The sequence below is a fragment of the Pseudalkalibacillus sp. JSM 102089 genome, from assembly GCF_041366475.1.
GTDB lineage: Bacteria > Bacillota > Bacilli > Bacillales > Guptibacillaceae > Guptibacillus > Guptibacillus hwajinpoensis_B.
In genome coordinates this window covers 11,789-24,403 of record NZ_JBEWYW010000003.1, presented here as the reverse complement: position 1 = coordinate 24,403, position 12,615 = coordinate 11,789, and the positions used below count along the sequence as shown (strand labels likewise).

The following is a 12,615-nucleotide window of genomic DNA, read 5'->3' as shown; positions in this document are numbered from 1 at the left end:
GAACTAAAAAGTAAGAAAAGAAGGGGGATTATCACATGAATTTTAATCTGGCTGAAGCGATAGAAATACTAGAACGAACGCCTAGATCTCTGGAAGGTTTACTCACCGGATTATCAAACAGTTGGTTAACGACGAATGAAGGAGATGGAACGTGGACTGTCTCTGAAGTGATCGATCACTTGATCGAGAGTGAGAGACCGAACTGGATTCCAAGGGTAGAAACGATACTAAACGGTGGGCAGAATACTTTTCCGCCGTTTGACCGGTACGCTCATCTTACAAAAACCACTGAAACCCCCATCGAATAGAAACTAGATGAATTTAAAGAAGCTCGCTTCAATAGCTTATCGCGGTTAAAGCAGATTGTGGACTCCGAAGCTCAGCTTGAATTAACGGGCATTCACCCCGCATTTGGTGAAGCAAAGCTAAATGAATTGCTAGCTACATGGGTCGTACACGATTTCACTCATGTTTCCCAAATCGTAAGAGTGATGTCAGAGAGGTATAGAAAAGATGTTGGACCATGGGAAGAGTATTTAGGGGTTTTGAAGCGTTGAAGAAGGAAAGAGGGAGAAGCTAACTTCTTCGAGACGGAAGTTAGCTTTTTTATGTATTGTTTGTGGGAAAGATATACATAACCGTGAATAAATTTATTTCAAATGAACGATTTCTAAGAGGTCAGCGTCATATAGGTGCAGGTAAAGGAGAGGGTTGTATGGAACGCGAGGAGGAGATTCAATTAATTCAGCAGGCACAAGCTGGAAACGATGATGCGTTCACTCAGCTTTTTCAGTGCTATTATGCTTTCCTCTACAAATATCTTTTAAAGCTAACCTTAAATGAAGAAATCAGCGTGGATCTTGCTCAGGAGACGATGATGAAGTGTTATGTCAAACTTACTTCGTATAAAGGAGAAGGGAAGTTCTCGACGTGGATGATTTCGATCGCTTCTAGGCTGTACATTGACATGCTTCGGAAAGAAAAACGAGAAAAGAAATGGGTGGATGAAGAAAAGCGTACCTTATCGCGAAAGCTAGCCTGGGACTCGAGTACAAAAGGGATGAATTGGAGCGATCTTTTCACAGATTTTAATACGTTAGACTCCACGCTCAGAGTTCCGATCTTGTTACGGCATTATTATGGATACTCGTATGATGAAATTGGGAAAATGCTCGGGATACGCTCAGGAACAGTGAAATCCAGGGTGCATACTGGTTTACGGAAGTTACGAAAGGAGTTGGATACGCCGTGAATGACAAGGAAGAAGAAAAGGTTGTGCAACACCTCAAGCAGGATTGGCAGCATATCGATGATCTTGGAAAAGAATCACTTTCTCAGCTTGATATGGAGAAACAACTAGTCCTGTTTCAACAAAAAAAGAAAAAAGCGTTTTACATCGAAAGTACGCTCTTCATGTTTACAGCGGTCGTGATTTTAACCGTGGTTATCGTAAGTCTTTTTGAAGCTCCACTTTTCTTTCTATACTTCCAGATCGCTGCAACTCTGATTGCTCCTTTTGCTGTCTATTTCACTTATAAGAAAGTGAATAAGAAAGGAATGTTTGATTATGACAAATCTTGAGCTCTACGTCTTTATTCCCATTCTTATTCTCTTATTACTCACGCAAAGCATGCTGCTCTTTGTAGATGCAAAGAAAAAAGGAAGTTACCCGTGGCTATGGGGGATCTGGGGATTGATTCAATTACCGATGCCGACGTTAATTTACTTGCTGTTCGTCGTATGGCCACATAAACGAAGGTTAAAGGGGAAGAGGTGAAAAAATGGACATCTTGAACGACATAAACTGGGCGTTAGTGGCGCCATTGCTGATCTTGCAGGCGATCTTAACCATTTCAGCGCTTGTTAGTTGTATCAAACAGAAAGAAACAAACGGACCGAAATGGATGTGGATCCTTCTTATTCTCTTTGTGAATCTCTTTGGGGCAATCCTTTACTTTGTGATCGGACGTAAAAACAGTTAGGTGGTGAAAATCATGCTTGTTAAAATCGACAATCTATCGAAACAGTTTAAAGGAAAAAAAGCTGTCTCGAATCTCTCTTTCACCATTCAGGAGGGAAGCTGCATGGCCCTATTAGGTCCTAATGGAGCGGGTAAAACAACGACGCTGCAAATGTTAGCCCGAATGCTTACACCTGACTCAGGATCCATTCAATTTAAGGGATATCCGAACAAAGACTATCGGCCATTGATTGGCTTCTTACCTCAGCATCCATCCTTTTTTAATTGGATGACAGCCAAAGAATTTCTTACTTTCGCCGGTAAGCTATCGTCGATACCAAAGGCAGAGCTTCATGATCGCGTAGTGGAGGTGCTAGCGTTCGTCAGCTTAGAAGAGGCGATGACTACAAAAATCGGTGGCTTCTCAGGTGGGATGAAACAGCGCCTCGGATTAGCGCAGGCCTTGCTTCACAAACCGAAGCTTCTCATTCTAGACGAACCGGTATCAGCACTCGATCCGAAAGGGAGACGAGACTTTTTACAACTGATTGAAGTACTGAAACAGAACATGACGATTCTATTTTCGACCCATATCTTGCACGATGCCCAGCAAATTTGCGATGAAGTTCTTATTCTGCAAGATGGCTGCTTAAAATGGAAAGGGTCATTACCTTCTTTGCGTAAAGAATTTGATTTGTTGCCAATCAAATTACAAACCGAAGAACCGATGAACGGGATCATCAAACAGCTTGAGATCATCGAAGCTTATGAATACATTGATCCTAAAACTGTGAAAGTAAGACTTCCTGCGCATGTTCACCCAAATGAGCTGTTACAGGAGCTCATTAACCGGAATAAAGCAGTGACTCACTTTGAAATGATGCATGATTCATTAGAAGATGCTTATATGAAGGTTGTGAGACAATGAATCGATTTCTAACGCTATTACACAAAGAAATTCTCGAGCTAATGCGGAATGGCAAATGGATCTGGCTTCCTGTCGTACTAATGATTATCGGCATCTCGCAACCTCTAACTAGTTACTATATGCCACAAATTCTTGATATGGCCGGTAACCTTCCAGAAGGAGCTAGTATCACGATTCCGACACCTACGGGTGAAGAAGTATTGAGCGGCGCCCTCTCTCAATATGGCACGATCGGTACCCTACTGTTCGTTCTTGCAACCATGAATGTGATCGCTCAGGAACGACAAAACGGTTCCATTACGCTTGTTATGGTCCGTCCCGTTAACGAGTGGCAATACTTAGGCAGTAAGACTGTGGCCCAGCTTGCTCTCTTGCTCTTATCACTCCTATTAAGCTACTGCCTCACTTGGTATTATACAAATTTATTATTTACTTCAGTAGACTGGAAGCTTATGGTGAGCAGCCTCGTCATTTACTGCTTTTGGGTTCTCTTCGTCGTCTCCGTTACGATTTTTGTCGGAACAATTCTCCAGCATAATGGTGGAATAGCGGGCGTTAGTATTCTCTTCCTTTCGCTGATCAGTCTGCTAACGTCACTCCTTTCGAAATTCATGGAATGGAGCCCAGGAAACATACGGGGAGAAGCGACGAAGCTTTTAGTCGAACAGCAGTGGACCGAGTCAGCCTGGACTGTCATCGGTAGCACGACGACCTTATCGCTCTTATTGTTTATTGCAGGTGTTACGGTGCTGAAGAGGTATAGGCATTATTAATAGCGGGTGACAGGCACCCGCGAACTTGCGACGACTAACGTATAAAAGATCCAAGCACCGTCAATAATAAAACGACTTAATCCGATTGAGGTGGCTTTATGTATTTATTATTCGTGATGGTCGTTTGGATCTTTTTTGCTTATAAATTTATCGACTGGACACAGTGGAGAAAGCAGTATGCTACCATTCTCTTTTTCATAGTGGTCAATCTTACATATAACTTCCTCTATTACAATCACACACTATGGGCGTTCAGAGGAGTTACGGCAGAATGGATCAATCATTCGATTATTAACATGGCCTTCACTTTCTTTATCTGTCCCGTTGGTCTCATCATCTACCTGCAGCGCTTTCCAAAGAAAAGGATCAATCAATTCAGTTACATCGCCATATGGGCAGGATTCTACACGGTGCTTGAGACGATCTTCGCCTATAAAGGCTTGTACGTCTATGATAACGGCTGGAACGGTTGGTTAAACATTCCCTTAAATATCATCCTGTTCGTGATGATTTATCTCCATTATCGAAGTCCGGTAAAAGCACTCATCATCTCCATCCCCATCGCCATCCTTTTCTATTTATTTTTCCCCGTCCCATTGGACAGTCTAAAATAATTAAGGAGTGGAGCAGCCATTATGATGATCCGTGATGTTCTATCTGTACCCGTCTTTTTGATATTGGCGCTGATAACGTATAGTGCCATGTGGATTTATTTGCGTAGGAAGAAAGTGAATAAGGATGAAGAATGATGAGGGGATTAAACTTTTGCAGGATGTCGAGGGAGGTTCGATGTCCTGTTTTTTGTTTTTATTGATCTTATATTGGAGTTGTCTTCCTAGATTACTTAACAATCTAGAGAGCATCTATAGTACACTAAAATCACCAGATGAATACATTAAATGGAAGTGGTGATTTGATGAGTCAAGATGTGTTAACCATCCCTGCAAGTGGAACCATTAAGATCATTAGTGAGCACAGCATCCATGCTTATCCGCATCCAATGCCTTTTCAGGACAAGCCTTTTGTCGCTTTTAGAGAAACAGGCGGGTATATCGAAAAGTTATACAGTGTCAGTGATCAGGTTGTGCTACATCCTACTAGAGATGATCTTCATTCCAAACTCGCTCACCTTGACCAGGAGACTAGAAAAAGGGTTCTTACCTACATCCAGGATCGGAAAAAAGGGTTTGGTTTTGAGAAGCCAGAAAGTGATTATATGTTTTGGGTTCTTAAAGAGGAGAAGGAATTATCTCACAGGCCGAAATTGGAGCATAACACCCCAGGTCACATTTATTTCAATTACGAAGATTTTATAAGTGGCAATAAGATAATCTCTAAAAAAGGAAAACACACCACAAGCGGTGTGTTTGAGTACGACGATTTTCGAGACAATCTTTTGATAGATAAGTACAATCCAATCCTTCAATCAATGAGAAGTATGAAAACAAAGCATTTGAGGAGCGAGAATAGTAAAGACGCAATCACCTGGAATGTGTTCAAATCACTCCAACAAATTAATCCAGAATACTGGTATGCTGAACTGAGTTCAAAAGGGATTAACCAGACAAGGTACGATGTTAAGAGACAGATCCAAACGAATCAGTTGCCGAACAAGCTCGATATCAAACTCTGGCAGTCTATCAAACCTCCTGAGACTCTCTTAAAGAAAGGTCCAGCTGAAGGCGCAACGGAAGTGGATGTCATCATCGAATGCGAGGAGTTCGTATGGATCATAGAAGCGAAATATAAATCAGATATTTCTACCGGCACGACCCACGACAAGGAGAGAAACCAGATCTTACGGAATATCGACGTTGGCTCGAACTATGCAGAAGGAAGAGATTTTTACTTCTCATTGTTGATTTTAGATGATAAGTCTTCCTCTAAAGGCCTTGCTGCTGTTGAAAAGTATAGTAAGGAGCTAACGGAGGATGTGAGTCAAGTCGAGGATCATTTGAAGCACCGTACGGTTGGCCTTTCTAATCTACAGGGACTTACCGTCTTTTACTGGAGAGATCTTGCCGCCATATTTAAAAGCTGTATGGATCAGACGGAGGATGAATTTGAGAAAATGATCGCAACACGTGTGTTTAATTGGCTAGGTGATAAAGAGATTCATATTGAACTAGGATAACGGGAATCTGTATTATCAAAAAGTGAGGGGACACATCATTCTATAGTCCCTCGCTTTTTTGTTTTTATCTAGGTGACAGGCACCGATTGAATGATTTCATAAAAAATGATTTACGTATCATAATCCATTATTCCTTTCGATTACCTCTAGCAAATAGTAAAATAATAGAAAAAATAAAATGAATCTGATTTGACATATTGAAAAAAACGGAAGCTTATAGACATAGTACATATTGATATATATTGGAGGGATTAAAGTGGCCATCGCTACCTATTCAAAATTTACTAGCTTCAAAGAAACTATTCATTCCCTAACAAATCCTGTTGATCGGGAAGAGCTAATGAAAGAAACGTTTTTACTGGAAAGAGATGAGAAAAAGAACTTAGAAATGTATTATGCCCCGTTCGAACACGTAAATGAACATGCAAAAATTGTGATTGTCGGAATTACTCCTGGACTTCATCAGATGAAGAAATCATTTGAAACGGTTTGGAATAACGAGGGTGAAGAAATTGAAGATGAAGAAGTTTTACAAAAGGTGAAGAACCATTCCAGTTTCGAAGGTCCGATGAGGAAAAATTTGATTACGATGTTAGATGAATTGGAACTACATACATACTTAAACCTAGACTCTACAAGTGAGCTGTTTGGTCCAGCCAGTCATCTCATCCAAACGACTTCTGTTCTTCCATATCCAGTCTTTTATAAAGGAAAGAACTTCAGTGGTTCAACGCCAAATATATTAAAAACGGAAGTATTACATAGATATGCTTTGAACCATCTTCCGATCGAGTTAGAGAAATTAAACGATCCATTAATGGTGCCTTTAGGTGTCAATGTAACGAAAGTACTGATGCATCTAGCAGAAAACAACTTGATTTCAGCTAACTCGATCGTAAACGGTTTTCCACATCCTTCTGGAGGAAACGGCCATCGTCATCGGCAGTTTGCAGAGAAAAAAGAGGGAATGAAGGAAACGATTCGACAGTATTTTAGATAAATGAGTTGCTTCTTTTAATAACTGCTGTTTTTAGTCCAATATCCATACGGTGGTATCGGGAGTATAAAAAGAAATACGAAGTAAATTGTTGGGGGGGTGCCTTAGTACCTTTGTCAATAGAAACGCCGTTGTTTAGAAAACTGAGGAGTTTAAGAGAAAGTAAATAAAGAGAGCGTCCCACCAAAGGGAAAATAAAAGGAGATTGAGGTGATGAAACTTGTATGAACTGCTCTACAATTTCTACATTCAAAATGAAAAAATCTATACTCTAACAAACAATAAAACAAATTACATAAAGCCCTCAGGTAATCAAGGAATATTGGTGAAAACTCAAGATACAGAAAAGTTAGAAGGAAATTCACAATGGAAGTTAGTTTCGAAAAATATCATTCTATCAGCTACCACTGACCTTTTAACTTATAAACAAATTTTTCGTAACGATTTAAAAGAATATGGCAGAACAGCCTCTCTCCATTCTTTATTAGCTCAGCTACCCTTTACAAAGGTAGAGCGAGAGAATGGTAGATCAGTTGTTAATCTAATTCAATATACTACAGATGAACTTCCAGAGGCTTCACTTAATCAAGTGCTTGCTTTTCTTGAAGAAATTATTGCAGGTAAATATAATCCTCATCGAATTAGTAGTCAATTCTCAGAAGATAGTATTAAACGACTGAAGTCACGAGCCAGGCAAGGCCTCAAAATCCTTGGATTTCTAGACTCTTCCTTCAATAAAAACGAAGAAAAGATGATGAAATATGAACAAGCCATAAGCAAGGTTAACATCATAAGAGACGGAATCCTTCATCATCGATACTATAAATTGGTTCTTGAACTACTCAGCTCCGCCAGTTCCTTCACAAAAGAAGAAAAACTAGATTCATTAGTAGAACTAGGCATGCACATCGTTCGCAATTCACAAGGTGAGAACCTAATGAAAGAATCAGTAGCAAGATACCGAACAAGAAATATCCTATCTTGGTTAGAGGAGGTTAACCTTATCGATTCTGATTGGAATGTTGTAGATAAAAATTCGATACATAAGATAGACGAATTTCAAAGGTTAAGACAAGACCCTTTTCACTCCGTTATTATAAGACTCCGGAAAGAGAGAGCAAAACAACTTCGCAATTTGTTAGGTAGTAAGAATCACATTTCATTAGATACCTTCAACAAGGAAGTATGGAATTTAGGGCATGCTGTATTAAATGGAGAGAAAGTCGATGTATTTGAAGCGTTATCTTCAAATAATCAAACCATTTTAAATCAGTTAGAGAATGAGTTAGAAAATGCCTCTTTAAAATATTTAGGTAACTCTATATGGGGATCTGGAAGTAGAGTGTATGGCTCAGGTTTAACTAATCTTTCAGTAGAGGACAAGGAAAGTATTATTCGTGAGGCAGTCCAACTTCTAAATGATGATATGAAGCTTATAAACAAGGCAGAGAGAATTGCTAGTTTGAAAGGGTTCGGGGAAAATAGCGCCACAGGACTTGTTATGGTCTTTCACCCTGATGAGTTTGGTATATACAATGTTCACTCACAGAAATCGCTAAACAAACTAGGGTATGAACATCATGATTTAGAAAGTTTCCATCAACAGCTTTCTAACCTTAAAAATGATGTTGCTGCTGAGGATTATATCGAACTGGATTGGTTCCTCTATTGGATTAGTTTAGATACAGGGGGCAATTCAACTGCCAACCAATACTGGTGGGTTAACCAAGGTCAAACACATCGTTCTGAGAAGCAAGGCGGATTTCTATGGGCTCCAAAGCAGAACAAACAAGGTAGGGCGCTTAAACACCATGTTGACTTGCTAGAAGCTAAGGTAGAGGATCCAATATTCACTTATTCTTCTGGAGAGGTAAAAACAGTAGCTATTGTTCGTGAGCCTACGATATCGCAATCTCAACCTGATACGATCTCTAATGGTATGTGGGAGAAGGAAGGGTATTATACTTCGGTAGATTACTATGATTTATCTCCTCCTATTGAAAAAGCAGAGGTGCCGGAAAAGTGGAGACTAGATGAAAAGGGGCCATTTGATCGTAATGGAAACGTAAAGCAGGGATACTTCTTTAATGTAACAGATGACTTTGCTACAAATCTATTTCATCGATTTAAAGAACGTTTTCCTGAAGAGGTTCATCCCTATTTTGAACATAAGGGAGATAAAGTAGAAATGACTGATTCAAAACTCGTTTCACACATCAATTCCTACATATCAAGCAAAGGCTTCTACTACGAAAAAGAAGAAGTAGAGAACCTCTTTCTATCTTTAAAAACTAAACCATTCGTCATCCTATCCGGAATCTCTGGAACTGGTAAGACAAAAATCGTTCAATGGTTTGCTGAAAGTGTAGGAGCAACTGAAGAAAATGATCAATTTACTCTAATTCCTGTCCGACCGGACTGGTGTGATGGGTCAGATCTATTAGGATACGTTGATATTAAAGGTGAGTTTCAGGAAGGCCCGTTAACTAGGGTAATTCGAGAAGCATCTAATCATAGAGACAAGCCTTATTTTGTGTTATTGGATGAAATGAACCTTGCCCGTGTGGAATACTACTTTAGTGATATTCTCAGTGTTATGGAAAGTAAGCGGTGGGAGAAGGGAGCTCTTATAACGTCCTCTATTTTACCTGAAGAAACGATTGGAGAACACTTGGGGATTCCGGAGAATCTGTATTTTATAGGAACCGTTAATATGGATGAAACAACGCATCCCTTCAGTAAAAAGGTATTGGACCGTGCTAACACGATTGAGTTTAATCGAGTGAATTTAAATAACTTTGCTTTCTTAGAGAGTGTAGAGGAGATAGAAAAGTTAGAGATTCAAAATGAAGCGTTAAGTGGAGAGTTTTTGCATTTAAAGGATGCTTATGACGGAAATAAAGACATTGTACATAGAGCAACGAATCTGCTTGTAGATGTGAATCGCATTCTCGAACAAATCGGTGCGCATGTTGGCTATCGTGTGCGTGATGAGGTATGTTTTTATTGCATCTACAATGATCAGGCTGGTTTAATGACATTTAATCATGCATTTGATTATCAGCTTCTGCAAAAAATTCTTCCTCGCCTTGCCGGAAGTGATGCTAGAGTATTACGCATGTTAGAAGATCTTTATACATTTACTGCGGGAAAGCGAGTTTCTGATGATCAGCTTGAAAATCTAGTGGAGTCAGCAAAACAGGCTGCCTATCCTAAATCTGCTCATAAACTCCTTGAGATGATAAGGAGGTTCCGTGACGATGGCTTTACTTCCTTCTGGACTTAATCGAGAAGAAGTAGAACTTGTTATGATTGAAATGGATGAACTCACCCTTTATTTGAAGGGAAAGGCTTATCATGAGCGTTACGAAACCCTCATGCAGTATCACGATCGATCTTATTTTCAAGATGAAAAAATGCAGTTAGACGTAACAGCAGAGAATCTTCAATCTGTTCATGTGTTTGATGTTCAGAAGGGAGAGCTTGTCGAAAAGGACGAGCATGCCCCTATTTTCTTTGAGAATGTTGTTTGTCAGCTCGTTGCTTTTTCTAAGCATGGAAAGTCACTTCGTTTCCATCATGAACATCCTAGCTTAAGACGTGCAGTGAGTATGGTGAAAGCTGGTAGAGATCCAATTCTCATGGGGAACCTTCAATTTCAAAATGAAGTAGGGTACTCCACATTTGAAATTTATGATGGGGAGAAGCAGTTACTTGAAGTAACGATTGAGGTATTTCCTTCAAAGCTAAATTATAAAGAAGATTACAATCGGCTATTAAAGGAAGTAAATGAAGAGATCTATAATCTTGCTTATCATTTTGTGAAAAAGACGTACATTGGAGCGGTTTCTAAAGTAGAAGAAAAGCCATCATTAGCTGAATTCTATCGTTTAATTCAAGCACATTTTCAAGATTTTCTTCATGCTCTTAAGCGGATTGAAACACAACCTCATCATGAGTTGAAAACGGTTCATGAGCATGTTCGAGGCGATCAGCTACGACGAGTTGATTCTAGAGGTAGGAGTTATTTAAGAAAAAGGCCACATCTTTTGCAGGAGGTTCCAAAAGGGATTGAGATTGCAGGAAAGTCCTATATGCCATCTAAAGGCTTAGGTATGAAAAAAGTGCTTTCCTATGACACTCATGAAAACCGATTTGTGAAATGGATGATGAATCGGTTGGTCAACAAGCTAGATGAATTAAGAAAAAAAGTGGCTGACCCTGGATGGAGAAAAGCAGAGGTTGATCAAGACCTTTTAGGACAAGTCGACAGAATGAAAAAGGAATTAGAGAGAAAGCTACGTTCGGTTTTTTGGAGAGAAATCGGAGAGCTTGATCGTTCGGTTATGAGCTTAGTTTTACAAATGGCGCCAGGGTACCGAGAATCTTATAAAATCTTTCTTATTTTATCGCGTGGGTTAGCTCTTGAAGGCAGGATTTATCAAATGTCTATTAAGGATGTTGCTCTTCTTTACGAGTACTGGACCTTCTTAAAGCTCGGACGAATGTTAAGTAAGAAGTACATACCAGTTAAGCAGGATATTATTAAAGTAGATCGCGATGGGTTGTTTGTAAACCTTGTGAAGGATAAGTCAGCACGTCGAGAGTTCAAACATCCATTAACTAATGAAAAGATTATTCTCGAATTTCAGATGAAGGACGGAAATTTACCGACAGTGACTCAAATGCCCGATACTGTTCTTAAAATCGAGAAAAAAGGTAAAGATCATCATTATCATTATATTTTTGACGCGAAGTACCGAGTTGATTTTGCCGTGGAAGGAAGCTATTACGAGGGGAAGTATAAGACGCCTGGACCACTTGAAGATGACATTAATACCATGCACCGTTATCGTGATGCCCTTGTTGTTCAAGAAGAAGGTCCATATGAACGGTATGCTTTTGGTGCTTATGTCTTATTTCCTTGGTTTGATGAAGAAACATATGAACAACATGACTTCTATAAAAGCATTAACAAAGTCAATATCGGGGCACTGCCATTTTTACCACAATCAACTCGTATGGTAGAACAGTTTATCGAGCATCTCATTGAAAAAAGTCCAGAAGAGATCCAACAAGAAGGGATCCTACCTAAAGGATCTATCAAGGAGTGGAAGTCTTCTCTTGAAGAGAAGGTCCTTATAGGAATCGTTCCGAGAGAACAGAACTATCAGGCTCACCTTCAAAATCGCTTTTATCATATTCCAGTGAAGCAGTTAAAGAAAGGCTGGCAGGATGCAATGTATATTGCATTATATCCTAAAAAGGGTGCAGCAAAGACTAATGGTGTCACGTGCTACGGTAAAATCGTTAACGTGAGGTTTCTTAAGCGTTATGAAATTCATGAGCTTCCGAAAAATAGCTCGGATGAATATGTTCGATTTGAAGTAGAAGCTTGGAATATGCTCGGTAGGGTTATTCGACCCGTTGGTTATGGCATTTCCGTTTATGCTTTATCTACGATTAATTTACTAAAGCAGTCGAGAGAACTTCCAGAACTGTTCATGAAAACGAAAGAAGAAATAACGCTGTGGCGAATGTTGAGAAGGTTTTCTAATCAAGTAAGAACAGAGTTAGATAGTACTCATTTAGATAAGGCGACGGGAATCAAAGCATATAGAATGAAGGACATCAGACTGTCTATTGACCAAAGTAAAGCTATGTTGATAGTTGAATCTTCAAAGAAAGTAAGAGAAATTCAATTAAAATGGTTAATTCAAAATCCTGCAATTGTATTTAAGCAGATCTCTGAGTTGCTATCTATATAGTAGATTAATCTAGCAATTCCTTTCCAATTTAGATTGTCTTATATTATGATTAAAT

11 protein-coding genes and 1 pseudogene are annotated in these 12,615 nt (G+C 39.4%); all 12 read left to right on the top strand.

What is annotated here, in order from left to right:
• Window positions 1-35 precede the first annotated feature (35 nt).
• The 12 genes and pseudogenes from ABVF21_RS08360 to ABVF21_RS08305 all read left to right on the top strand — a co-directional run bounded on the left by ABVF21_RS08360 (window position 36) and on the right by ABVF21_RS08305 (window position 12,560).
• Window positions 36-557: pseudogene (locus ABVF21_RS08360) on the top strand (DinB family protein).
• A gap of 158 nt (window positions 558-715) precedes the next feature.
• A complete protein-coding gene (gene sigY, locus ABVF21_RS08355; RefSeq protein WP_371017984.1) occupies window positions 716-1,252 on the top strand; it encodes an RNA polymerase sigma factor SigY in 537 nt (178 codons plus the stop codon).
• The gene (locus ABVF21_RS08350) at window positions 1,249-1,581 is read left to right on the top strand and encodes a YxlC family protein (protein WP_371017983.1); all 333 of its coding nucleotides are present in this window, start codon (window positions 1,249-1,251) and stop codon (window positions 1,579-1,581) included. The genes sigY and ABVF21_RS08350 overlap by 4 nt, the downstream gene beginning before the upstream one ends.
• Entirely contained in the window at window positions 1,568-1,777 is a 210-nt protein-coding gene (locus tag ABVF21_RS08345; protein ID WP_371017982.1) for a transcriptional regulator, read from the top strand. Before ABVF21_RS08350 ends, ABVF21_RS08345 begins: the two co-directional genes overlap by 14 nt.
• A 4-nt stretch (window positions 1,778-1,781) precedes the next feature.
• Window positions 1,782-1,982: a PLD nuclease N-terminal domain-containing protein gene (locus ABVF21_RS08340; protein WP_194220751.1), complete on the top strand. Its 201-nt coding sequence runs from the start codon at window positions 1,782-1,784 to the stop codon at window positions 1,980-1,982.
• Window positions 1,983-1,994: 12 nt separating this feature from the next.
• Complete coding sequence (locus tag ABVF21_RS08335; protein ID WP_371017981.1) at window positions 1,995-2,888, top strand: ABC transporter ATP-binding protein; 894 nt, start codon at window positions 1,995-1,997, stop codon at window positions 2,886-2,888.
• A complete protein-coding gene (locus ABVF21_RS08330) occupies window positions 2,885-3,661 on the top strand; it encodes an ABC transporter permease (protein WP_371017980.1) in 777 nt (258 codons plus the stop codon). The genes ABVF21_RS08335 and ABVF21_RS08330 overlap by 4 nt, the downstream gene beginning before the upstream one ends.
• A gap of 98 nt (window positions 3,662-3,759) precedes the next feature.
• Window positions 3,760-4,275, top strand: coding sequence for a CBO0543 family protein (locus ABVF21_RS08325; protein WP_303529699.1), 516 nt, complete (start codon window positions 3,760-3,762; stop codon window positions 4,273-4,275).
• A 302-nt stretch (window positions 4,276-4,577) separates the two neighbouring features.
• Window positions 4,578-5,795, top strand: a complete 1,218-nt coding sequence (locus tag ABVF21_RS08320; RefSeq protein WP_371017979.1) for a hypothetical protein — start codon at window positions 4,578-4,580, stop codon at window positions 5,793-5,795.
• A 256-nt stretch (window positions 5,796-6,051) separates the two neighbouring features.
• Window positions 6,052-6,795: a hypothetical protein gene (locus ABVF21_RS08315; RefSeq protein ID WP_371017978.1), complete on the top strand. Its 744-nt coding sequence runs from the start codon at window positions 6,052-6,054 to the stop codon at window positions 6,793-6,795.
• A 217-nt stretch (window positions 6,796-7,012) separates the two neighbouring features.
• The gene (locus tag ABVF21_RS08310; protein ID WP_371017976.1) at window positions 7,013-10,078 is read left to right on the top strand and encodes an McrB family protein; all 3,066 of its coding nucleotides are present in this window, start codon (window positions 7,013-7,015) and stop codon (window positions 10,076-10,078) included.
• Window positions 10,053-12,560 (top strand): DUF2357 domain-containing protein, encoded by a 2,508-nt coding sequence (locus ABVF21_RS08305; RefSeq protein WP_371017975.1) that lies wholly within the window; start codon window positions 10,053-10,055, stop codon window positions 12,558-12,560. The genes ABVF21_RS08310 and ABVF21_RS08305 overlap by 26 nt, the downstream gene beginning before the upstream one ends.
• Window positions 12,561-12,615: the final 55 nt, after the last annotated feature.